Raw genomic sequence first — 24163 nt, forward strand, 5'->3', positions numbered from 1 at the left:
GGGGGAGCATAATGAATATTATCAGAGCAGAAAATTATAGTGAGATGAGCCAGCTGGCAGCAAAAAAACTGATAGAGCAAGTAAACGAGAAATCAAACAGTGTGCTGGGTTTAGCAACTGGATCTACACCAGAAGGATTGTACGAAGAAATTATCAAAGAACACAAAGCAGGCAATGTTTCTTTCAAAGATGTGACGTCCTTCAATTTAGATGAGTATGTCGGACTTAACAAAGAAAATGATCAAAGTTATTACTATTATATGCATCATCTTCTGTTCAATCATATTGATATTGATAGCGGACAGGTTAACCTGCCAAATGGAGATGCAAATGATTTACAGGAAGAATGCAACAGCTATGAAAAGGCCATTAAACAAGCTGACGGCATTGATATTCAAATTTTAGGGATTGGTTTAAACGGACATATCGGTTTTAATGAACCAGGAACACCATTTTCTATGCAAACCCATGTAATTGACTTGGATGAATCCACCCGTCAAGCAAATGCTCGCTTCTTTGATTCCATCGATGATGTACCAACACAAGCTATTACCATGGGTATCGATACGATTATGCAGTCCAAACAAATTATTCTCTTAGTTTCTGGTTCACAAAAAGCAGAAGCGTTAGATAAATTAGTGAATGGACCTGTTACAGAAGATTTCCCTGCTTCTATTTTACAAAAGCATGCAAATGTAACGATTATCGCTGATCAGGATGCATTATCCGAGCTATCTGAATAAAAAAACATCTTATTTAAAAAGAAGCATTCACTAAAAGACAAGTGAATGCTTCTTTTTACGCTTGTTTACTGACGTTGCGATACTCTTTCAAGACTGGAATCACGCGTTCCTTTATAACACATTAAGGCTGCGATTATTCCGTCTTAAGAGCTAAAGTTTATCACCAAAGTTAAAAACATGAGGCATTGTTCTTGTAAGAACGTTGCCTCATGTTTTTTTATACAGATATTAAATTAACGGTCGTCTCTTCTTTTACGCTGGAAATTCCCTTTATTATTTTTGCGGTTTCTGCCGCCCTGGTTTCTTCCGCCTTGATTGCGTCCACCTTGGCCACGTCCGCCATAATAACGTTTTTTATTATTTCCACGACGGTTATCCTCTTTCGCTTTTTTCACACTGATTGGTGCAGCAGAGGAAATGCGTACAGGTGTATCTCTTCTTTCTTTTGTCATCATGCTGATTGCAGCAGCAATAACCGTAACGGAATCATGATCATCAAGTAATTCTTTCGCCGCTTCATAATAAGGGTTCAAATCTTTTTGATCGATCGCCTTTTTCATTTTATCAATGGTTACTTGCTGTTGTCCGCGTCGCGCATCCTGGTTAGTAGGAGGCGTCAGACGCTTCATTTTACTTTTTGTTGTTTTTTCAATCAGGCTGAGATGAGCCATTTCTCTTGGTGTGATGAAGGAGATAGCTTCCCCTGTTTTACCAGCTCGCCCAGTTCTTCCAATACGGTGAACATAGCTTTCCGGATCTTGTGGGATATCAAAATTGTACACATGTGTTACACCGGAAATATCCAGTCCGCGGGCTGCTACGTCTGTTGCCACAAGAACGTCTACCCGTCCCTGTTTAAATTTATTCAATACAGACATACGCTTACCCTGTGTTAAGTCTCCATGGATTCCTTCCGCGCGATAACCTCTTGCTTGAAGCCCTTCAGTGATTTCATCTACACGTTTTTTCGTTCTTGCAAAAACGATAGCCAATTCAGGAGAATTGATATCCAAATGGTTATTTAGTGTTTCAAACTTAAACTTCTCTGGAATCTCAATAAAATATTGATCAATGTTCTCTACTGTCATTTCTTTCGCTTTTACTTTAACTTCCTTTGGCTCTTTCATAAGCGTTGTCGCAATATCACGAATTTCCTTCGGCATAGTTGCAGAGAAAAGCAATGTTTGTCTATCTTCTGGAATACCTTTTAAAATTTCGCGAATATCATCAATAAAGCCCATGTTCAGCATTTCATCTGCTTCATCGAGAACTGCTGTATGCACTTCATCAATACGAATCGTTTTGCGGCGCATATGATCCATTAATCGTCCTGGTGTTGCTACAACGATTTGAGGGCCGTCTTTTAATGCTCGAATTTGGCGGTCCATTGGAGAACCACCGAAAATAGCAAGTGCCCGTATCCGCTTGAATTTAGATAGACGGTTAATTTCTTCCGCTACCTGAATTGCCAGCTCACGTGTCGGTGCAACGATCAAACCCTGAACCTTTTTCAGTTTTGGATCGATTTTATTAATCAATGGGATACCGAATGCTGCGGTTTTCCCTGTACCTGTTTGCGCTTGTCCAATCACATCGTGTCCTTCCAGCGCGTATGGAATCGTTTCTGCTTGAATCGGGGTAGCTTCTTCAAACCCCATTTCTTCTAAAGCTTTCATTATTGGCGCAGAAACGCCTAGTTCGTTAAATTTAGTCACGTAATCGTCGACTCCTTTTTGTTTTTTATTGCAAAAGAGGCCTTATAAAGAGTTTCTCATACTTTTCATTTTATTATACAAATCAGTAAAAATCATCAATACTCCGGTGAAAGAAGCAAAGTCTTTTGAAATCAAGTCCGCTTCAAATATTTTATACAATTACTGATTTACTACCTAAAAATTGCTGATTGAATGAACATTTCACTCCACATCAGCAATTAAACGAATAACGTATTTTAGCGCTTATTCATTATCAACGTTTAAAGTACAAAAAAGGCATAACCAATTCAATAAGGTAAGAGGCCCCTAAAAAATGCTTTCTTAATCATACCATACTTATATACCATATATCCAGTACACAGATTAAAATGATTTTTTTTTCGTATCATGATAAAATGTAATTAGTTATGTATGCGTATGCACTAAGAATTCCCAGTTTCTTTTCATTAAAGATTCCTCACTTCTCCAACGAAGGTTCTAAAAAATTATCATGCGCTTGCATTCAGTTTTCACATTGCACTTATATAACACCAAAGAAGAAAAAATACATCGTATTGAACATGTAAAAAGGGAGTTATCACCATGCGTCAGTCCGCCTTCAACCCTAAAGCAGCAGTTGTCATTGGGGTTTTTTCTATATCTACATCAGCAATTCTTGTCCGGCTTGCAATAGAAGCGCCTGCTTCTATTATCGCCAACTATCGTCTTTTATTTGCCGTTTTACTCTTATTGCCTTTTATTTTATTTCATTACAAGCATGAGTTTAAACGAATTTCTACAAAAAATTGGTGGCTTTCCATTCTTGCCGGCATTTTTCTAGCGCTATATTTTATTTTGTGGTTTGAATCACTCAATTACACTTCTGTCGCCAGCAGCGTTGTACTTATATCACTTCAGCCGATTTTTGCTTTTATCGGGACCTACTTTATCTTCGGCGAGCGTTTCTCATCTGGTGCAATCATCAGCATCTTCATTGTTTTACTCGGCGGATTGATTATCGGTTCAGGGGATTTTCAATTATCTGGAGAAGTCATTTACGGGGACATGCTTGCATTACTCGGAGCAATCGCTGTCACCATTTATTTTCTATCCGGTCAGCATGTACGAAAAAATGTTTCTTTAATTACCTATACATTTATTGTCTATGGTATCAGTACGGTTATACTAACACTGTTTAATCTCATCCGGCAGGAGAGTTTCTTCTCTTATCCTGCCAATCATTGGTGGATTTTTATTGCCCTGGCAATCATACCGACCTTTTTGGGGCATTCTCTTTTTAATTGGTCACTGAAATGGTTGAGTACTTCCACCATTTCCATGGCAATTGTGTTTGAACCCATTGGCGCCAGCATCCTTGCTTTTCTTATCTTGAATGAGACGCCGACCTGGGCCCAATTTCTCGGAGGAACCATTATTGTATTTGGATTATTTTTATTTATCCTTAGTACATCACGAAAAAATAAAGTTACTATTTCAACAAAGAATCACAAATAATACGCATTAAAGCAGGTGAATCAATGACAATTCAATTCATGACAGACAGCTCTGCTGATCTGCCTCTATTCTTACAAAACAAACTCCATGTAGAAATCGTTCCGTTATATCTTCATTTTAGTGACGGCCAGTACAAAAGCGGGCAAACAATGGATATTGAATTATTTCATCAGAAAGTAAAGGAATTAGGAGAGGTTCCGCGTTCAGCAGCTCCGAGTCCTTCCGATTTTTATGAAGCATATAAAAAAATCCCGCCGGAAAAGCAGATTCTGATGTTAAGTATATCTAATGAAATAAGCAGCACCTACGCAAATGCTGTGGCAGGAAAAAATATGCTCTTAGAAGAAGAGCCTGAGCGTGTTATTGAGGTGCTTAATACAAAGACGGCTTCCTGCGGTATCTGCCTGCTGATGCATGAAGCAAATAAGAAAATCGAGGAAGGGTACGCATTTGAAGATCTCGTCCATCATTTAAAAGAACGCATTGAACAAACTGCGACTTTATTTGTATTAAAAAGTTTAGATAATCTTGTTCTGGGCGGCCGTTTAGAAAAAATAAAGGGGAAAATCGCAAAAACGTTAAATATAAAAGTATTGATGAAGGCAACAGAGGAAGGCGCTATTGATGTTGCAGAAAAAGTACGCGGTGAGAAGAAATCTTTAAAACGATTCGTTGATCAAATTGGTGAATACACACAAAATACCGAGAATAAAATCATCACGATGACCTATTGCCGAGATAAAGAAAGAGCGATAAATGTACTTGAGAAAATCCGCAGCAAATACGCTTTTTACGATGCTATTATAGAAGAATCAGGACCGCTTATTTCCACATACGGCGGTGAAGGTGCGCTAGTTATTTCTTTCTTCAAAAATTAATTATTAAAAACACTAAAAAAATGCTGGGAGTTTGTCCCAGCATTTTTTATGCAGATGATTCCATCAGAAAATCATAGACCATATTGTTTAATGTGTCTTTATCAGTCCCCAGGCAAATTAAATGTTTGGATCTTTCAAAAAAGACTACTTCCTTTTTTTCAGAGTGAATTTCTTTATCAAGATAATATGCTGTTTTATAAGGAACCATGCCATCAAGCTGTCCTTGGGCAATTAGCACTGGAGAATTCACCTTATCCAGATATTTTCTGGTAAACCGGATCAGCTTCATAAATTCAAAGTGCGCTTTTAGCGGCACAACGCCCATTTTCCTTTTATAGTGATTGAATAATTCATTTTCTTTTAATGTTCCGCGTATTCCATCGCCAACTACTGCAGCAACATCTAAGCTTATTTGTTTTAAGGATAGATATTTACCGGATGTAGCGAGCAGGACAAGCTTAGCAATATCATATTTAGCTGCTAAATAGGAAGCAATCATCCCGCCCATAGAAAATCCGATAACATAAATGGTATCAAACTGGTCAATCAGTTTCTGAAGTTCTTCTTCCGCTGCTTGAATCCATCTTTTATACGAAGCATCTTTCAAATTTAATTCTGTACCGTGACCAGGCAAAGTCGGCACTTCAATATGCCAATCTGTGCTGTCTCTTAAATAATTTGCCAATGGTTCCACTTCATAGGGCCCTCCAGTATACCCATGAATAATTAAACATCCTATCATGATTTTCTACTCCCTTTATAAAATTAAACTTAATGGAATCTCCTCCTGTGATACACAGAGCAGGAGGTTAACCTTATCATTTCTAAATCGGGCTGATATATACCTACATGAACCCTTTTACAAACGTACCAAATTGCTTCACAATCGGGGAAACTTGATGATAAGTACTTGCTAACTGACTTACTTTGCTAATCATTGTATCAAAATTAAACGGGTTATTTTCATTTGTTCCGCCGGCGCCTGCACCTGGCTGTGACTGGATTTGCTGCTGCGACATTAAATACTGTGTCGGTAATTCTGGTTTTGAAAATAATTCATATGGAGTAAGCTCTTGTCTTTCATTGTGCTGGTTAATAGTTGAAGAAACTGGTGCATAAGGATTATTTCTACTAAATCCATTAGGGGGGAAATTTCGATATTGCACATTTCTCACCTTCTTTTGCCTTTTTATAATGACGTTTCGGGAAAAGGAATTTCTATTATAAAATATACTGTATGGTAGTTGTTTTTTTCGAGGCATTCCCTGAACGTCTAAGACCATGGTAGATTCGGCTCTTTTCATCACCATTGAACCTTTACATTTACGTTTTAGATTACTACCATTTTATGCAAATGAAAGCTGATACGTGCATAGCCCTTAACCATCTTTGGACACATTTTCAAAAAAATAAGCATCCTCACTCAAATTATTAGCTAATCCTAATTCATAAAGAATTTTATTCTCTTGATTTCCCTCTATTTTCTTACCATCAATAAACAGAGTCGGTGTCCCAAAAATCTTCATTTCCTGTAATTCCTTTAAATACATTTTATTTTCTGTCACGTTTTTTAGTTCATAAGTAACATCATTCTTATCTAGAAATGCTTTTACCTTTTCCGATGCTTGACTACCTTCGCTGATAAATAATGTAACCTTCTTCATACAAATCCTCCTAATCAATCCCTTCTTAATTATTTATCAATTTTTTATTACCCTTTTTCCTCATATATGAAACTCTTTTACGTTAGAAAACTTGGTTGTTACCAAGCCCTTAGGCGACGACCTTAGTTACACTTATGTAGTAAGAAAGTTTATACTTTTTTAACTGCCAAAAAAGAGGACTAAAATCGCCCTCCTTTTTATCACCTGTATTTTAAATTTATTTTTTATCAATCATCTTCATAATCGATTTCTAAAGATAGAATATCTCCTGTTTCAGCATGAATGTCAAAATCTGCTTCTTGCTGTCCATTAACAAGTTCCAGTTCATAAACATATCTGCCATCATCATAATCTAATTCCATTTCTGTAACGTCTCCATCAAATTCCTGCTTTGCAATCTGAATTGCTTCTTCTTGTGCTATGATATTCTCTTTATTATCATTGTTTTCATTTGCTGCCGCTGTGTCCTGCTGGTTCTCTTCCAGATTTACATCATCATCATTTCTGTCATCATCATGTCTATCCTTATCGTCTATTTCTTCATAAACCACTTCACCTGACTCAGCATCCATCTTCACATCGTATTCTTGGTTTTCGACAATAATTTCTGCTTCATAAAAGGACTTATCTCCTTCTCGATCCAGTTCCATTTCTTTAACCTTACCTTGATATTCCTCTTCCAATTTCTTCGTTGCGTCCTCCATGTTTAAGCTGCCTGCTTCAACAATTTGGGGTTCTCCTTCGTTTGAACTTGCTGCTTCTGCATGGTAAATTCCTGTTCCGACAACTCCTGCTAATACAACCGCTCCTGCAAACATTCCAATTTTTTTATTCATTTATTTTTTCCTCCTTATTTCTTATTAACTACATCTTACCCGTTAATAATGACAACACCCTTTGAGTAAGATTAGAATTTCATGAGAAATAAGTTATTTGGAAAATACCCTCAAATAGAAATTGCAGTTATTTGGATATGAGCTTTGTTGTTATCAAATCAACTGCTTATTTACTGATTACTTCATCAAACTGCTCCGCATAGCTTGCTGCTGATTCTCCTGCTAGTTTCCCAAAAACAGCCCCAGACATTAAACCTGAACCACCAGGGTAATTCCCATAAAATAGACCGCCTATCATTTCCCCTGCAGCAAATAATCCCGGAATTGGATTTTGATTTTCGTCTAATACCTTGCTATGCTTATTGGCTTGAATGCCTCCAAAAGTAAAGGTAATTCCACAAGTAACTGGATAAGCATAGAATGGTGCTTGTTGAAAAGACAAAGCCCAGTTGCTTTTCGGAGGTGTAATTCCTTTTGTCCCCTTACCATCTTTGATTGCCGGGTTATAATCTCCATCCTGTACAGCGTCATTATAATCTCTTATAGTCTCTAAAAATTTATTTTTGTCTACACCTATTTTTTCAGCCAATTCTTCTATCGAGTCAGCTTTTAAACAGGTTGCTTCTTCTAGATTATATTCCGTTCTTAACAATGGACGTACCTGATTATCAAATACTTGAAACGCCTTTTGTTTTGGTTGACGAAGTGTTTCTTTTCCATATTTTGCATAAGTATAATTTCTAAAATCTGCTCCTTCGTCAACAAAACGTTCTCCATTTGCGTTTACAATTAAGCCAAGAGGATACGAGGATTTCTTATAAATATCACCAGGTTTTTTATAATCACCAACTTTTGGAGCTTGAAAATCTGTGGTATGTGCATGACAGCTTGACCAATCACCATAAGGTTGTGCGCCCGCTTCTATTGCCATGTCCAGCCCATCACCTGTATTGAATTCACTTCCACGGACAATCGCTGCCCCCCATTCTTCGCCCAGATACTTCATACGTTTTTCCTTGTTTGCTTCAAAGCCGCCGCATGCCAAGACCACAGCCTTTGCAGGAATTTTCTTTCTTAACCCATTTTCTTCAACAATGATACCGCTTACTTTATTATTTTCAATTTCTAGTTGAAGAGCTCTTGAATCATATTGAATCTCTACTTCAAGCATTTCCAGCTTTTGAAATAAAGCCTCAACTAATCCGATACCTTTACGATATGTTTTTACTGGCAATCCTCCCCAAAACTGACGGACGCCATTGTTATCAAATGACTGGTTTTCATTCAGTTCGAATCCTACACCTTGCTGCTTCATCCATTCAATTGTCTCATAAGATTTTTCAACTAACTGTTTAGATAGCTCGGGATCACTTTTTCCTTCTGTTACTGCTATAATGTCTTGAAGAAAATCAGTTTCTTGATATTCTGGTATACTTATTTTTTCGAATTCTTCTGATGTTAGTTGTGTTAAAATTGATTTCAACGCATGTTTGTCTTGATAAGCAAAACGTATTGCTCCATCTGTAAAAAAAGAATTCCCACCACGTTTCTCCTTGGGTCCGCGCTCCAAAACAAGAACATTAACTCCATTTTCCTTCGCAGCAATGGCTGAGCAAAGTGCCGCATTTCCAGTGCCTACAACAACTACATCGAATTTCTGGTTATCTTTTCTATTCATATTGTCCTCCCATAAATTATTTATAATTTACACTGAGTATAATACTTCTTAAAAGATAAATAAAATACTGTTTTTTTAGTATAGTTGATAAAATTTTTTTATGACTTGAGTCTTGTCAATACTTCATTTGTGAAAGCTCCGGTTCCTTTATTTCCTCCTAGATCTTTTGTTTTTACACCATCAGCTAATGTTTGATATAAACTTTTTTCTATTATTACTCCTGCCTTTTTTAATCTGGAATCAGCAAATCTTTTGCTCATCCATTCTAATAAAAGAGCAGTAGAAAGCATCATCCCGATTGGATTAGCAAGATCTTTCCCTGCTATATCCGGCGCAGATCCATGAGCTGCTTGCGCCATGGCAACATCCTTATTAGCATTAATAGAAGGTGCAAGCCCTAAACTTCCAATTAATTCACCAGTTAAGTCAGATAGAATATCTCCAAACATATTTTCCGTCACAATGATATCAAAGTCTGACATTCGCCGAACAATATGGGCACACATTGCATCTATATGATAATCATCTACTTGCACCTCTGGATAATTCTTCGCAACCTCTTTACATACTTCCAAAAACATGCCTGACCCCATACGAATTACATTTGCTTTGTGAACAATGCTCACCTTTTTTTTTCGTTGCATCGCTTTTTGAAAAGCAGCATGAGCAATTCTTTCAATAGCTTGCCTGGTGAAGACCCCTGTAGTAAGTACAACATCCCGGGTAACCTGAAACTCTCCTACCCCTTGAAACATATTCCGATCCACGTAAAAACCTTCTGTATTTTCTCTGTAAATAATCAGGTCCGCTTCCTTCACTACTCCATGAATGCCAGGGAACGTTTTTGTCGGACGAATATTCGCAAATAAATCAAATCGATGCCGTAATTCACCGCTAGGATTACGCATTGCTTTAAACCTTTCAGGATAAGATGCAGAATCGTGTGGCCCTAAAATCCATCCATGACATTGCTTTAAAGCTGCAATCGTCTCATCGGGGAGCGGGTGTCCTGCTTCCCGGATTCCTTTCCAACCAACTAGAAGCTGGACCCATTTGATCTCAACTTTCTGCTTTTTAATAGCTGCATTTACTACACGAGCAGTTGCATGGACAATTTCTGGACCAATTCCATCTCCTTCTAATAAACCAAGTTTATATAATGTCATTCTTTTCCTCCTTTTCACGCTTTGGCTTTTAACATAATTTATCTTTTAATAAACGTCTAATACTTTTTTCTTTAATAAGACGATAAATAAATTTAATCTTCTTCATTCCATTGTTTTAAATAGTTTACAAAATGCTTAACTACTGACAAATTTTCAAATAATTGGTTATAAACAAGCCAAGTTTCTCTTGTAACCAATGTTCCATCTTTAAAATAAATTGCCTGCTGGTATAAATCATCATCTTGTTTCAAACATATCCCGGGAACAATAGCAAAACCCAAATTATTTTTTACCATTTCTTTACATGTTTCAAGCCGATCTACTTCCATTTCAATATTCGCAGGTTCTGAAAACTGATCTGCCCACCAGGTTGTAATGCTCTCTTTCAATGAGCTGTCAGTATTATAATTAATCAAGCGATATTCTGGTAAAAAATCCATATTTATTTTTTCTTTAGAAATAAGATATAGCGCTTCTCTCTTTAAAAGTATTTTTTCTCCATGCCATCCTCGTATATTTCTTAAGATGCCTACATGAACACTGGAATTATTAAGAAATTCAATAACCTGTGTACTCCAGCCAGTTTTAACATTAAACCGAACATTCGGAAAATTATTAGAAAAATCCTTCAATACTCTTGGCAGCAAGTACTGGGCAAAATTACTGGATACGCCTATTCGCAGGGTTCCAGACACCTCATCTTTCATATTACTCATTGTATCTTTCACAAACTGAAACTGTTTAAGCATTTCTCGAGAATAATTCACTAAATACTCTCCTTCAGAAGTAAATTCTATTCCATTTTTTGTTTTAAAAAAAATTCTTACCCCTAAATTCCCTTCTAAATTTCTGAGTCTATAACTTAAAGATGGTTGAGATACATATAATTTTTCTGCTGTACGAGTCATATTTTTTTCCTCATGAAGCGTTTTCAATAAAATCCAATCTTTTTGTTCCATCTTATTCCTCCTCTGGATTTATTTAAATCCCATTATGTAGAAAACATCATAGGTTATCAAGTTTTTTTATGAAGATAAATAAAATATCATTATTTTACTTATTCTCTGAAAGCGTTTACTATAAAAACAATTATTATTTGGAAAGGGATGAATCTTTTGAAAATAAATCTTTTTTATATCTTATTACTCTTGATGAGTGCCATGCTAATAGGCTGTAACACCATGGAAGCAACAGGAACAGAGAATGATAAAAATGCAAGTACTTCTTATGATGGAGAAACGATTTCGTTTGTTGTTCCTTTTCAGGCTGGAGGAGGAACAGATGTTTTTGCTAGATTTATGACACCTTACTTTGCCAAACATATTGAAGGGGAGCCCCGAGTCCAGGTAGAAAATATTCCTGGAGGTGCAAGTATTACCGGAACGAATGAATACGCTAATTCTCGTTCACCAAATGGATTCAATATTCTTACCTCCAGTGCCTCGTCACACGTTCCGTTTATATTGGAGCAGTCTTCTGTAGATTATGATTTAGATGATTTCACCCCATTAATAGGCGCTCCATCAGGGGGGATTGTTTATACAAAACCGGAACTTGCAAAGGACGGAATGGAAAACTTGCTTTCTTTAGAGAATGAACTATATTATGCAGGCATTTCGCCAACTGGGCTGGATTTGGTAACCCTGCTGTCTTTTGAAGTTTTAGAGATGGATGTCAAAGCTGTATTAGGTTATGAAGGCCGTGGTCCATCACGCGTTGCTTTTGAACAAGGAGAAAGCAATATTGATTACCAAACCACTTCTGCCTATAAAAGTAATGTAGAAAATTTAGTAGAAGAAGGAAATGCTGTTCCTTTATATAGTTTAGGTCAAGTGGATCAAGATGGGAATCTTATTAGAGATCCGCAATTTCCCGAGCTTCCTACTATTGAAGAAATTTATATCGATATCTATGGAACAGAACCCAGCGGAGAAGCATGGGAAGCTTATAAGCAAACCGTGGCTGCTTCCTATAGCTTAAACAAAGTTATTTGGGTACACAAAAACGCACCAAACCATTCCCAAAAAATACTGCAGCAAGGAATGGAAAATTTAATTGAAGATACGAGCTTTGAAGAAGAATCACAGGATATTCTTGAAGGGTATGATGCCTTTGTGGGAGAGGAATTAAATAATCAAATTGAACAGTCCTTCTCCATTTCACCAGATACCAAAAAATGGATCATTGAATATTTACAACTTCATTATGATATTGACATTAATAAGCTATAGAAAGGAGTAATTTCATGATTGAAAGTGCAATCGAAGCTTTAATGATCGTATTAGATCCTTCAAGACTAATCTATATGTTTTTAGGTATTGGAATTGGAGTCATTGTTGGATTACTGCCAGGTTTAAGCGGAACAGTTGGTATGTCTTTACTGCTTCCATTCGTTTTCGGACTGGAACCATATGTTGGAATGGCTCTTTTAATTGGAATGATTGCTGTAATTCATACAGGAGATACCTTCCCTTCCATACTATTTGGTATACCAGGGACTTCGGGTTCTCAAGCAACCATTATGGATGGATACCCATTAACAAAAAAAGGAGAAGCTTCTAGAGCAATGGGCGCATCCTTTTTCTCCTCCATGATTGGAGGTGTTATTGGCGGAATTGCGCTTTATTTAACAATTCCTTTTGCCAGACCATTAATTACCTCATTCAGCTCACCCGAATTATTCATGCTGACAATGTTAGGCCTTAGTATGGCAGGATTATTAGCAGGAAAATCACCAATAAAAGGAATCATCTCCGGGATTCTTGGTTTGCTTATTGGCGCTGTAGGAAGCGCACCGGCAGTTCCTGAGTACAGATATACATTGGATACACTTTATTTAACACAAGGGATTTCTTTACCCGTTGTTGCAATGGCTATCTTTGCATTCCCGATTCTTATTACAATGCTAACAGACAAAGGAAGTGTATCAAGTCACGCTAAATTGCAAAGCGGCATTCTAAAGGGAGTTATGGATGCGCTGAAAAATAAATTTTTAGTATTTCGCAGTGCAGTTATTGGTGCTCTAATCGGATTTATCCCAGGACTCGGCGGTAGCGTTGTCGACTGGATTGCTTATGGTGCGGGGCAAAAAACCGTTAAAAATAATTATTTTGGCAGCGGTGATATCCGAGGCGTAATTGCTCCAGAAAGTGCCAATAATGCTAAAGAAGGAGGCTCTCTTGTCCCAACATTACTTTTCGGTATACCAGGCAGTGGAACTACCGCAATCCTGCTGGGAGGGCTTACACTTATGGGTCTGGAAGCAGGACCGAAAATGTTGTCTGACGATCTTCCTGTAACCTTATCTATTGTATGGACGCTCGTATTTGCAAATATTTTCGGTGCATTATTATGTATGTTGTTAGTTCGCCCTATCTCCAAAATCAGTTTAGTTCCAGGAGAAAAAATTGTTCCCTTTCTTTTAGTTTTATTAGTGGTAGGTGCCTACCAAAGTACGATGTCATGGGGAGATTTGATTGTATTTGTTGTTATCGGCTTACTTGGTTACGTTATGACAATCTTAGATTGGCCGCGTCCTCCATTACTTATTGGTTTTGTGCTCGCCCTCCCTGCTGAAAGATATTACTGGATATCCATTGAAAGGTACGGATGGGAATGGCTTACAAATCCACTAGTCATTGCACTTGCCATTATTATCGTGCTTCTTCTTGCAGGAGGAACAATCATGAAACGTTTTAGTAAAAAATTTGAAAGTAAAGGGGGAATATAAAATGAACAAAGATTATCTTAATCTTATTTTTAGCGGATTTCTTTTTTCCTTATTTACATTCACTTTAATTGAAGCATTGACCTTTAGTAAATTAGCACAATTTTTCCCTCTCTATATTTCTGTTGCTGGTGTAATATTAACGTTTGTTTATTTCATAGCTCAGGTATTTACAATCTATAAACAACAGAAAAAAGAGGAAAATCAAACAATTCTTCCTTTATTACAACCGCTTAAATATATCGGATGGGTGATTGGTTACTTATTACTTATTTTTATCGGAGGATTATTGTTAGCAACAGTTATATTCTTATTTACATTCCTAATTTTCGAATCAAAAATGAAACTGCTATCAGCCGGGATTTCTGTAGTTTTTGTTCTTATTTGCGTCTCCCTGTTGAGTTCAGCTCTTGATATTTATTGGCCGACAAATTTAATTGGATTTTAAGCAAAGGAGAATGATTTATGAGAGATTATGAAAAAATACGTTCAGTAATTATACGTGGTGGAACAAGCAAAGGTGTTTTTATCTTAAAAAACGATTTGCCTGATGACCCAGAAGTTAGAGACAGAGTAATTCTTTCCATCTATGGCGGGACAGATGAAAGACAAATTGATGGATTAGGAGGAGCAGATTCACTAACTAGTAAGCTGGCTATTATAAGTGTCTCTACTAGACCTGATGCAGATATCGAATTTACATTTGGACAGGTTGGCATTGGAACAGGGAAAATTGACTATAATTCAAACTGTGGAAATATTTTAAGCGGTGTTGGGCCTTTCGCCGTCGATGAAGGTTTGGTTGCTGTACAAAAACCATACACAAAGGTAAGGATTTTTAATACAAATACAAATACGATAATTGAAGCTCGTGTTCCAGTCAGCTCTGGAAAATCAGTATCTGAAGGAGACTATACTATCGATGGTGTACCAGGAAAAGGAGCAAAAATAGATTTAAATTTTCTTCATGCTGATGGTGCAAAAACTGGGAAGCTTTTTCCTACAGGTAATCGAAAAGAAATCCTTCATACAAAAGCGGGAGATTTTAATGTCAGTATAGTTGATATAGCTGCACCAGCAGTATTTATTCAAGCGGAGCAATTAGGCCTTACTGGAACAGAGATGCATACTGATTTAACAGCAAAGCAGCTGAATACTTTGGAAATAATCCGTTCATCCGCTGCTAAAAAAATAGGTTTTGTAGAAAGTGTGGAAGATGCGACAAAGGTAACCCCATCAAGTCCTAAAATTATTATGGTTTCTCCGTCACAGACATACACAAATATACATGGAGATATCATAGAGCATCAAACAATTCATTTAACAGCTCGCGCAATGTCTATGCAAAAAATGCATAAAACATTTCCCGTTACTGGCGGAATCTGTACAGCAGCTGCTGCAAAATTGACGGGAACCATAGTTTATGAATGCAGTACTAATCCTTATTATAATGAAGTTATTATTGGCCATCCATCAGGGTCTATGGAATTTTCTATCGACTGTAAAGACAATGGTCAACTGGTTCAATTTAACAAAACAGCTGTAGCTAGAACCTCCCGGCGTTTGATGGAAGGCTACGCTTATGTGCCAAAAGAATTATTTTGGAATGAGACAGAATCTATTTATTAGTCATATTACCAACTAAAATTCTTCATTCATTAAAAATCCAAACGTTTACCTCTCACATTTCTTTCAAAGAGAATACGTTTGGATTTCTTTATAATACTTTTAATCATCTAAATCAATTTCCAATGAAACAATATTCCCCGTATAAGCATTAATTTCAATCGTAGCTTCATCTTCTCCATTGATAATTTCGATTTCATAAACTAAAATGTCGTCATCCGAATCCATTTCCAAATCTGTGACTTCTCCCGGGAATTCTTTTTTGGCAATTTCCATTGCTTCTTCATGTGATATCACAGCATCATTTTCTGCCGCTTGATTATCAGCATTACTGTCTGTTTTTTCTTCGGCAGTTTCTGTGTCCTCATTTGATTCTGGATTTTCATTTTCACCTTCTTTTGCAGGCTCTGTATCGTTTTCTGTTTCTTTCTCTTGATGATGTTCAGCTGTTTTTTCCTTAGCTGTCAAATCAATTACCTGCCCTGTATCTCCATTTAATTTTAAGGAATAGACACCTTGATTCTGCGTGATTTCCATCTGATAAACCGGTTCCCCATTCTCCACACTCAATTCAGGTTCTGTGTGTTGACCGGGATATTGGGCAGTGACAAGGTTACTGATTTCCTCTCTGCTTAGATCCGGATTAGAAGATGTAGCATTAGTCTGATATACGGTTAAACCAATAATACCAAGCACCATCAGACCGCCAATCACCCAGATTATATTTTTACGCATGCTCTATCCCCCCTTTCTCTCTAGTATAAACAGCAGTTTTTATGAAAGCATGATAACTAGATTAGAAATTGATGAGAAAAATGTTATTTGGAAAGAATCCAAGTAAATGTTGATCCCTGACCAATTTCACTCTCCACGGTGATTTCTCCATCATGTCTTTCAATGATTTCTTTAGCAATAGCTAATCCAAGGCCCGTTCCGCCAGTTTCTCGATTTCTGGCACGATCCACGCGGTAGAAACGGTCGAAAATCTTCTCCTGTTCTTCAAGAGCAATACCTTCCCCATCATCTTTAAATTGAATCACAGTTTTCTCCGTATCTGTATGCATTGTTACCAGAACTGCTTCTTCACTATATTTTAATGCATTTTCAATTAATATATATGGGATTTGTTTTAGCTGATCGATATTACCAAAGCTTTCATAATTTCCAGCTTCGGCTTCCAGCTGAATGCTCCGTTCAGGGTATGCCTTTTGGAACGTCTGAATAACCTGCTTTACTATCGTTTGTATATTTACTGCCTGCTTCTGTTCCTCATTTTTATGCTTTGCTAATAATAGCAGCTGCTCTACAAGCTTCTGCATCCGGTCAGCCTCTGAATCAATGGCTCCTACAGATTCATCCAGTAATTCCGGACGCTTCTTTCCTTGACGTTCAATAAGCTGGGCGTAGCTTTTGATAATCTGAATAGGTGTTTTCAGTTCATGAGATGCATTGGATACAAAGGCTTCCTGTTTCTCAAAGTTTTCTTTTAAGGAGTCAATCATTTCATTAAATGTGGTTTCCATTTCGTAAAGCTCATCCTTAGAACGCTCATCCACATCAATCTTCTGCCAATTTTTATTAAGGATATTCCGTCGCATCGTATCCTTTAGCTTTTGAATTGGTGTTAATAAAAAGCGGCTTAAAACGATACTCGCTATAACAGTTGGAATCAGTATCACTGCACTGGAGAATAAAAGCACGTATGTTAATGTCCCCATTGTTTCATCTAAATAAACCAGTTCATTCGCTACCTGAACTGTAACAATTTCGCCACTTTCCCAAATGATTGGTTTTTCGATAACCGCAAAATTGCTTCCTGTGTTGTCGTCTTGGACAATACGGCTTGTTTCTGATGTTGTATAACTTACACTCAAGTCTGTATAACGATTTGATTTTGTCTGCACAGGAAGAACATCATTCTCTGTTTCATTTATAATTCGAATAATTCCGTTCGCTGGCAAATAAGCCTTTAACAGTTCTCCCATTGCTTCTTCCGATAAGGAATTATTTTCGGCAATGGTAGACACTAACGCGTCTGCCTGGATATGAAGCTGATCGATTTCTCCATTGGAAGCCGTTCGGTAAAATAGAAAATAAATTGCCGTATGTGAAATAGCAATCACCAAAAACATAAAAACAGATGAAAATAAAATGATTTTTTTACGTAATGTCATTGGCTTCCTTCCTTAATCGAATAGCCTACGCCACGTATCGTTTGAATATATGCTTTATCATATCCTTTATCTATCTTTTGACGCAGGTAGCGGATATAGACATCTACCACATTTGTTTCACCAATATAGTCAAAGCCCCAGACCTTTTCAATTAATTGTTCGCGTGTCAATACTCTATTTTTATTTTCCAATAGACAGACTAATAAATTATATTCTCTAGGTGTTAATTCAATCATATTACCTGACCGGATAACTTCGTGCGCCGCCGTGTCAATTTGTAAATCGCCTACTTGCAATGTTTCATTACTGCTCCCGCTCTGAACGGTTTTCCGTAAATTCGCACGGATACGGGCTAGCAATTCTTCAATTTGAAAAGGTTTAGTTATATAATCATTTGCACCAAGGTCAAGGCCGTTCACTTTATCATACACTTCATCACGGGCAGTCAGTAAAATAACCGGGGTGTCGTTCTCCTGTCTGCGGACTCTCCTTAATACTTCCAGACCGCTTAATTCAGGTATCATAATATCTAATAAAATAAGACTCCATTCTTCCGCTTCTATATATTCCAGCGCTTGTTTGCCATCTGCTGCAACGATTGTTTCGTAGCCTTCATATTCTAATTCTAATTGCAAAACACGGCTGATTTTTTGTTCGTCCTCAACAATAAGTATTCGTTCCTGCATGGCCTGTGCTCCTTTCTAAAGAAAACATGACACTTCCTCTAACCGGGGTGTCCAACGTACGTTATTTTTTCACTTTTTTATATTTAAAGCATACGAATTAATTATACAAAAAAACTGTCCCCAAAACAGCTGAATGAATAATTACCTACGTAAATCACTCTGCTTTATCAAGCAGAATTGTCTATTCGTTCAATCCTTTTGGGAAACAGTTTAATTCAAGCATGGTCTAAGCCTGCTGTCAAAGCCTTTTAGCCTAGATGTTGTTTCAAGAAATCTGTAACAGAATCCGGCGTTTTGGTATACGCGCTATGCTGATGAGCGATCTTCTCACCGTTTTGGAATAAAAGAATGCTTGGAATGCCCATTACTTCATACTTCTCGGCTAATCCAGACACTTCATCACTATTCACCTCATACCAGTCATAGCCGTTGAATTCTTCCATTACCTCGCCGATGAACATGTCCATACGTTTACAGTCGGGACACCAGTCTGCAAAGAATTTTATAATTACCGGTTTTTCACTTTGAATAATTTCTTGAAATGCTGCTTCTGTTTTAATTGCTTCCATCATCATCTCTCCCATTCCATTTTATTTATATTCTAATCTGCCCAATGCCAATGCTGCAATTAATCCGCCTATAAATAAAAGGATACACACAATAATACTTCCAGCGCCTGCCGGGATACCCGGAAAAACAATGGTAACGGCACCGATAACAAGCCCGATGATAATCGCGTAGGTACTTGCAAAATAATTTCTTAAAAAATAAGCAATAATTTTACTCATAATAATAAAACCAAGTGCAATCCCCGCACCTGCCACAATGATAACAGAAAACTGAAAATTACTGATGGCAGCCATTATCGTTGGATATACACCAAGCAGCATCATTATCATAGATCCGCTAATTCCCGGCACCATCATCACACTGCTGCCGATAAATCCCGCAATAAATAATAAGATATACGTATCTGTATTAATATCTTGAATAACCTGTCCCTCATTCGGATTTAAAATTCCCAATCCGCTAACAACAATGAACCCAATAATCAGCAATATATACTGTTTTGCCTGGAACTTTGTTTTCCCTTCTGCCTTTTGATATAAGAACGGAATTACTCCAATAACCAGTCCTAAAAAGAAAAATTGTGTTTGCGTTGGGTAATGTGTAAACAGCCAATCAATCACTCTGGCAAATAAGAAGATGGCTGTAACCATGCCAACCCCTAACGGAATTAAAAAGCTAAGATGCTTCTTCCAATCCTTACTGAAAAAACCGCTTATTGATGCAATTAACTGTTCATAAATGCCTAATAATACAGCGATTGTTCCCCCGCTTATTCCTGGAACAACCTCTACGGAACCCATAATTAAACCACGATATACATTTTTCCATTCCATGTATGCTTGTTCTCCTTCATATTTCATTACTACCAGGTTATTTTATCAAAAGTGGTCAGAAAAATATACTTTAGAAAAGGTTTTATTCATTAATTTACAAATTGTTCAAATATCATTTACAGAAATAAAGCAGCATACATATATTAAAAAGGCTTTTATCATGACGATGATTGACATATCCTTTATACTGTTGGTATAGATTAAAATAGAAAAGAAAAACTAGATAATAACCATCATTATATATATCGTTGTGTTCAGATTTTTAGGGGGAAGGAAGATGAAACGGTATTTAACATTAATTCTTTTTTTAGTAAGTATTCTTATCATCTATATTGGAGCTAAATTGCAGCTGTATTGGAGCGGCGTTGTTGCATGGGGGCTTGCATTAGTATGCCTTATTTTTGCCGTACACTTTTCAAAATACATTCCGAATGAAAAAGTCTCTAAAAAGAAAAAGAAGGAAATCTAAAAAAATCTCCCCGTTATCCACTGTACTGTAGTGACGAGGAGATTTTCATATTTTATATTACTCCATTTCCTTTAATATCTGTACCCTTCTATCTATTTCTTCATCATCGATTTCACTGTCATTCAGTTGGGTATAATCGATTGTGTAAATATCTTTGCCGTCAAGATATACCTTGCTGACCTGAAATTGCTCTGCAAATTCCGGGGTAGCCTCTGTCATACCAGAAGGAAAGATAGCATAATCTTCCTCTTGTTCTAAAATATTTATTTCAACGGAGCCTAATTCCTCTGCCGTGCTCATCCATTGATCTATATATTCTTCAATCGTCAAATAATCCTTCATATCTGCTAATACTTCGACAGTTAATTGCTGGAGCGGATTATTTCCAATCATGATATCAGCAATGGCATAACCCACTTCTTCCGTATAGTACGCTACGGTTAATGTATCATCAACCGAGCTGAAATCTAATTTTTTTATAGCATCGGCATACTCTCCGTCCAGCTGTTCGATATCCTGACCGCTGTATTCCATCCCAGTATAAGCATCGCTAATCTCATTGCCTTCCTCATCAACAAAGGTTGTATCGATTGTTTCTGTGCCGTATATCTTCCAACCATTATCCTCTTTCCGATACAAATTTATCATTTTCATCATAACATACGATAGATGGATTTTTTTAGCAATCTGCGCCATAATAAGATAAAGCGATATTTTATTCACTCTAACGTTTTTCTGCCTCATCAGCTTAAAAGTTAGTACCCTAAGGATATCTGCTTAAAGGTATGATTTCTTAAAGATTCTTGAAACATATCAATGAAGTTTTTACTGCTAGTTAAGCCGCGGATAATGTATGAATGACCAATTTTGTTTTTAAGCATTGGTGTTGGTATGGGACTGCGATTACCAATGTTGTCAGGTTAATGAGTTTATTGAATATTATATTTGTTACAAATGGGTAGTAAAAAACTATCTAGCGAAGGAAAAATACAGAGGCTCGAATGGGAAAGCGTAGGGTGAAGACCCGTAGAAAAAAAGCGAACTTCTTTTTTTGAGGAGGCTGAGCACAAGCCCATGGAAAGCGTAGTGTTTTTTCGCAGCGGCGTATTACTCTGACATCATTGCTGCGATTACTCGCCCCACCAAGTTCGTTGCATCCTCATCATTTAATACATATAATAAATTTACGGAAACAAGTTACCTTAAGGAAAAATTGGGGGCACAGTCTATATGGATAATAAGGAAAATGAAAAATATATCATTCACTGTCAAAATGAATTTGACCCATTACAGCAAGTCATCGTTGTCCCGCCAGATTATATGAAAATTACAACGGTTATTAATGAAACACAGGCTTATTATGCAACCGAGAATATTGATATAAAAAAAGCAACCGAACAACATGATTTCTTTGTAAAAACGCTGGAGGATAACGATGTCGAAGTCATTTCCCTCCCGGCAAAGCCAAATTTAAATGAGCAAGTTTTTACCCGGGACATTGGTTTTACACTTCATGATACATTATTCGCGGCTAATATGGACCGGGATATTCGCAAGGAAGAAACCATTCTTTTAAAAAAGTGGCTTCGGGACAAACAACTGGACTATACTTCTTTTTCCAACACAAGTATAGAGGGCGGAGATGTGATTCTTGACAACAATCGTATTTGGATTGGCTTAAGCCAGCGCACAAATCAGGCAGCAATCGATTATCTCTGTGAGCAATTCCCTCATCTGGAGGTTACCGCTGTTCCATTGCAGGAGGATATTCTTCATTTGGATTGTGTATTTAATATCCTGGAGGGCGCACAGGCGTTAATTTACCGGGATGGAATGAGTGAAGCTGCCTATCAAATGATGAAGGAGCATTATACATTAATCGAAGTAACCAAAGAGGAACAATTCAGTATGGCGCCAAACATCCTGTCTATCGGAGATAAAAAAGTAATCAGCCTTCCTGAAAATAAACGGGTGAATCATCTATTGAAAGAGCTTGGCTATCATATTATAGAAGTTCCTTTTTCTGAAATTATTAAATCCGGAGGATCCTTCCGATGCTGTACGCTTCCCCTTTATCGGAAGAAGTCATCTTAAACTGCGGGCGCTGATGCAAATAGATCAGCTTTCGCAGTTTTTTTGCAGTCATCTTCCCCCTTTAGCAGGACCTTTTCACCCTTTATTTGTACTTATAATCATTCGATTACGTGAAACATCTTTTTTCTTTTATCAAAAAGGAGTATAATAGATTAATATGGGTAACTGTTTATTTAAATAACAGCTGGACCGTTATTTTTAGAGAATTCTATTTTGTAAGAGTATACATGCAAGAATTTTAGTTTAGGAAGGTTTGTGACGATGATGAGGAAAGATACGAATCAAACAGATGTCATTTTAATCGGTGGTGGAATCATGAGTGCCACGATTGGCTCCTTATTAAAAACACTGCAACCGGAATGGCAGATTAATGTTTTTGAAAAACTTGACCAGACTGCGCGGGAAAGTTCGGATGCATGGAATAATGCCGGCACAGGACACTCGGCTCTATGCGAAATGAACTATACACCGGAACAGGCAGATGGCACGCTTGATATTACGAAAGCAATAAAAATAAATGAACAATTTCAACTTTCGAAACAATATTGGTCTTACCTGGTGAAACAGGGTATATTAGAAAACCCTGGTGATTTTATTCAAAACGTACCGCATTTAAGCTTTGTAGAAGGTGAAAAAAATGTGGAATTTCTAAAGAAACGTGTAGAAGCTCTAAAGGATAATCCATTATTTGAAGGCATGGAGATTACGGATGATGAAGAAAAGTTAAAAGAATGGATTCCGCTTATGATGGATGGACGTAATGATAATGAGGCTATTGCCGCTTCCAAAATTGAGTCAGGTACCGATATCAATTTTGGAAGCTTAACGCGAAAACTGTTTGATCAACTGGAGGAACAAGGCGGGACACGGCTCTACTTTAAGCATGAGGTAGAATCGATTACTCGTACGAAAGATCAATTATGGAAAGTGAAAGTTAAGAATCTATTCAACGGCAAAGTTTCTTATCATAAAGCACGATTTGTATTTATTGGTGCTGGAGGCGGCAGTCTGCCTTTATTACAAAAAACAAATATCCCGGAATCAAAGCATATTGGCGGATTCCCGGTGAGCGGATTATTTATGGTTTGTAATAATCCGGAAGTTGTTGAACAGCATCACGCGAAGGTTTATGGAAAAGCAAAAGTCGGTGCTCCGCCAATGTCTGTCCCGCATTTAGATACTCGGTTTATTAACGGAAAACGCTCCTTATTATTTGGTCCTTTCGCTGGATTTTCACCGAAGTTTTTAAAAACCGGTTCAAACTTGGATTTATTTGGATCTATCAAGCCAAATAATTTAACCACTATGCTGGCAGCCGGGGCGAAGGAAATGGCCCTGACAAAATATCTTATTCAGCAGGTGCTCCTGTCAGATGAAAAAAGAATGGAAGACTTACTCGAATTCATTCCTAATGCCAAGAGCGGAGAATGGGATATTGTAGTTGCTGGTCAGCGGGTACAGGTTATTAAGGATACCGATACAGGCGGAAAAGGGACCCTTCAATTCGGGACCGAGGTAATCACTGCAGAAGATGGTTCGATTGCGGCTTTACTCGGCGCTTCCCCTGGAGCATCTGTCTCTGTTGATGTCATGCTTGATGTACTTCAGCGCTGCTTCCCGCATCATTTCACAAAATGGGAGCCGAAAATCAAGGAAATGATTCCATCATACGGTGTTTCGTTATCCGATCACCCTGATTTATTTGCTGATTTAAACAAGGAAATGAATGACACATTGCAATTAGAAGCAGAAAAGGAAGTATTATTAAGCTAAGAAGGTTCATACGAATGAATAATAAAAGGACTTCGCT

The 24163-nt window shown here is 37.3% G+C and carries 24 protein-coding genes; 10 read left to right on the top strand and 14 right to left on the bottom strand.

Translation table 11 applies throughout. The features are described from left to right. The first annotated feature begins 11 nt into the window (after nucleotides 1–11). Complete coding sequence (nagB, locus tag ACFO3P_RS07000; protein WP_042532402.1) at nucleotides 12–743, top strand: glucosamine-6-phosphate deaminase; 732 nt, start codon at nucleotides 12–14, stop codon at nucleotides 741–743. Nucleotides 744–976: 233 nt separating this feature from the next. Here the strand turns inward: nagB and ACFO3P_RS07005 are convergent, their stop codons facing one another. After that, the gene (locus ACFO3P_RS07005; RefSeq protein WP_042532400.1) at nucleotides 977–2458 is read right to left on the bottom strand and encodes a degradosome RNA helicase CshA; all 1482 of its coding nucleotides are present in this window, start codon (nucleotides 2456–2458) and stop codon (nucleotides 977–979) included. Nucleotides 2459–3040: 582 nt separating this feature from the next. On the opposite strand from ACFO3P_RS07005, the gene ACFO3P_RS07010 reads away from it, so the two are divergent. Both ACFO3P_RS07010 and ACFO3P_RS07015 read left to right on the top strand, forming a co-directional pair. Then, nucleotides 3041–3952: a DMT family transporter gene (locus ACFO3P_RS07010; protein ID WP_042532398.1), complete on the top strand. Its 912-nt coding sequence runs from the start codon at nucleotides 3041–3043 to the stop codon at nucleotides 3950–3952. A gap of 23 nt (nucleotides 3953–3975) precedes the next feature. Then, the gene (locus ACFO3P_RS07015; protein ID WP_368901102.1) at nucleotides 3976–4830 is read left to right on the top strand and encodes a DegV family protein; all 855 of its coding nucleotides are present in this window, start codon (nucleotides 3976–3978) and stop codon (nucleotides 4828–4830) included. Nucleotides 4831–4876: 46 nt separating this feature from the next. On the opposite strand, the gene ACFO3P_RS07020 is transcribed toward ACFO3P_RS07015, so the two are convergent. From ACFO3P_RS07020 to ACFO3P_RS07050, 7 genes are all read right to left on the bottom strand, one after another. Next, nucleotides 4877–5572, bottom strand: a complete 696-nt coding sequence (locus tag ACFO3P_RS07020; RefSeq protein WP_379542313.1) for an alpha/beta hydrolase — start codon at nucleotides 5570–5572, stop codon at nucleotides 4877–4879. A 103-nt stretch (nucleotides 5573–5675) separates the two neighbouring features. Then, nucleotides 5676–5996, bottom strand: coding sequence for a hypothetical protein (locus tag ACFO3P_RS07025; protein ID WP_042532392.1), 321 nt, complete (start codon nucleotides 5994–5996; stop codon nucleotides 5676–5678). Nucleotides 5997–6209: 213 nt separating this feature from the next. Further along, nucleotides 6210–6494: a glutaredoxin family protein gene (locus ACFO3P_RS07030; protein ID WP_042532390.1), complete on the bottom strand. Its 285-nt coding sequence runs from the start codon at nucleotides 6492–6494 to the stop codon at nucleotides 6210–6212. Between the two features lie 227 nt (nucleotides 6495–6721). After that, nucleotides 6722–7330 carry a PepSY domain-containing protein gene (locus ACFO3P_RS07035; RefSeq protein WP_289584744.1) on the bottom strand — a complete coding sequence of 203 codons (609 nt, stop codon included), beginning with the start codon at nucleotides 7328–7330 and terminating at the stop codon, nucleotides 6722–6724. 166 nt (nucleotides 7331–7496) lie between these two features. Then, entirely contained in the window at nucleotides 7497–9008 is a 1512-nt protein-coding gene (gene tcuA / locus ACFO3P_RS07040; protein WP_289584745.1) for an FAD-dependent tricarballylate dehydrogenase TcuA, read from the bottom strand. Nucleotides 9009–9106: 98 nt separating this feature from the next. Then, entirely contained in the window at nucleotides 9107–10174 is a 1068-nt protein-coding gene (locus ACFO3P_RS07045) for an isocitrate/isopropylmalate dehydrogenase family protein (protein WP_042532384.1), read from the bottom strand. A 92-nt stretch (nucleotides 10175–10266) separates the two neighbouring features. Continuing rightward, entirely contained in the window at nucleotides 10267–11133 is an 867-nt protein-coding gene (locus ACFO3P_RS07050) for a LysR family transcriptional regulator (protein WP_042532382.1), read from the bottom strand. 156 nt (nucleotides 11134–11289) lie between these two features. On the opposite strand from ACFO3P_RS07050, the gene ACFO3P_RS07055 reads away from it, so the two are divergent. Genes ACFO3P_RS07055 through ACFO3P_RS07070 form a run of 4 tightly spaced genes read left to right on the top strand, consistent with a single transcriptional unit; the run spans nucleotide 11290 to nucleotide 15530 of the window. Next, complete coding sequence (locus ACFO3P_RS07055; RefSeq protein WP_379542314.1) at nucleotides 11290–12405, top strand: hypothetical protein; 1116 nt, start codon at nucleotides 11290–11292, stop codon at nucleotides 12403–12405. 14 nt (nucleotides 12406–12419) lie between these two features. Beyond that, nucleotides 12420–13904, top strand: coding sequence for a tripartite tricarboxylate transporter permease (locus tag ACFO3P_RS07060; RefSeq protein ID WP_193064400.1), 1485 nt, complete (start codon nucleotides 12420–12422; stop codon nucleotides 13902–13904). A gap of 1 nt (nucleotide 13905) precedes the next feature. Then, nucleotides 13906–14349, top strand: coding sequence for a tripartite tricarboxylate transporter TctB family protein (locus ACFO3P_RS07065; RefSeq protein ID WP_042532376.1), 444 nt, complete (start codon nucleotides 13906–13908; stop codon nucleotides 14347–14349). A gap of 17 nt (nucleotides 14350–14366) precedes the next feature. Next, nucleotides 14367–15530, top strand: coding sequence for a 2-methylaconitate cis-trans isomerase PrpF family protein (locus ACFO3P_RS07070; protein WP_193064402.1), 1164 nt, complete (start codon nucleotides 14367–14369; stop codon nucleotides 15528–15530). A 99-nt stretch (nucleotides 15531–15629) separates the two neighbouring features. Here ACFO3P_RS07070 and ACFO3P_RS07075 read toward each other — a convergent pair whose 3' ends face one another. From ACFO3P_RS07075 to ACFO3P_RS07095, 5 genes are all read right to left on the bottom strand, one after another. Next, the gene (locus tag ACFO3P_RS07075) at nucleotides 15630–16262 is read right to left on the bottom strand and encodes a PepSY domain-containing protein (RefSeq protein WP_379542315.1); all 633 of its coding nucleotides are present in this window, start codon (nucleotides 16260–16262) and stop codon (nucleotides 15630–15632) included. An 83-nt stretch (nucleotides 16263–16345) separates the two neighbouring features. Continuing rightward, complete coding sequence (locus tag ACFO3P_RS07080) at nucleotides 16346–17701, bottom strand: sensor histidine kinase (RefSeq protein WP_042532370.1); 1356 nt, start codon at nucleotides 17699–17701, stop codon at nucleotides 16346–16348. After that, nucleotides 17698–18387 (bottom strand): response regulator transcription factor, encoded by a 690-nt coding sequence (locus ACFO3P_RS07085; RefSeq protein ID WP_042532368.1) that lies wholly within the window; start codon nucleotides 18385–18387, stop codon nucleotides 17698–17700. Before ACFO3P_RS07085 ends, ACFO3P_RS07080 begins: the two co-directional genes overlap by 4 nt. A 248-nt stretch (nucleotides 18388–18635) precedes the next feature. Next, nucleotides 18636–18956: a thioredoxin family protein gene (locus ACFO3P_RS07090; RefSeq protein WP_042532366.1), complete on the bottom strand. Its 321-nt coding sequence runs from the start codon at nucleotides 18954–18956 to the stop codon at nucleotides 18636–18638. Nucleotides 18957–18977: 21 nt separating this feature from the next. Beyond that, nucleotides 18978–19790, bottom strand: a complete 813-nt coding sequence (locus ACFO3P_RS07095; protein WP_379542317.1) for a DUF368 domain-containing protein — start codon at nucleotides 19788–19790, stop codon at nucleotides 18978–18980. A gap of 277 nt (nucleotides 19791–20067) precedes the next feature. On the opposite strand from ACFO3P_RS07095, the gene ACFO3P_RS07100 reads away from it, so the two are divergent. Next, nucleotides 20068–20259 (top strand): hypothetical protein, encoded by a 192-nt coding sequence (locus ACFO3P_RS07100; protein ID WP_042532362.1) that lies wholly within the window; start codon nucleotides 20068–20070, stop codon nucleotides 20257–20259. Nucleotides 20260–20316: 57 nt separating this feature from the next. On the opposite strand, the gene ACFO3P_RS07105 is transcribed toward ACFO3P_RS07100, so the two are convergent. After that, complete coding sequence (locus ACFO3P_RS07105; RefSeq protein ID WP_289584751.1) at nucleotides 20317–20982, bottom strand: hypothetical protein; 666 nt, start codon at nucleotides 20980–20982, stop codon at nucleotides 20317–20319. 507 nt (nucleotides 20983–21489) lie between these two features. On the opposite strand from ACFO3P_RS07105, the gene ACFO3P_RS07110 reads away from it, so the two are divergent. Then, nucleotides 21490–22353, top strand: a complete 864-nt coding sequence (locus tag ACFO3P_RS07110; protein WP_256705788.1) for a dimethylarginine dimethylaminohydrolase family protein — start codon at nucleotides 21490–21492, stop codon at nucleotides 22351–22353. Nucleotides 22354–22617: 264 nt separating this feature from the next. Then, nucleotides 22618–24126: a malate dehydrogenase (quinone) gene (gene mqo, locus ACFO3P_RS07115; RefSeq protein WP_289584798.1), complete on the top strand. Its 1509-nt coding sequence runs from the start codon at nucleotides 22618–22620 to the stop codon at nucleotides 24124–24126. Nucleotides 24127–24163 lie beyond the last annotated feature (37 nt).

The sequence above is a fragment of the Oceanobacillus aidingensis genome (genome assembly GCF_042654105.1).
GTDB lineage: Bacteria > Bacillota > Bacilli > Bacillales > Amphibacillaceae > Oceanobacillus > Oceanobacillus oncorhynchi.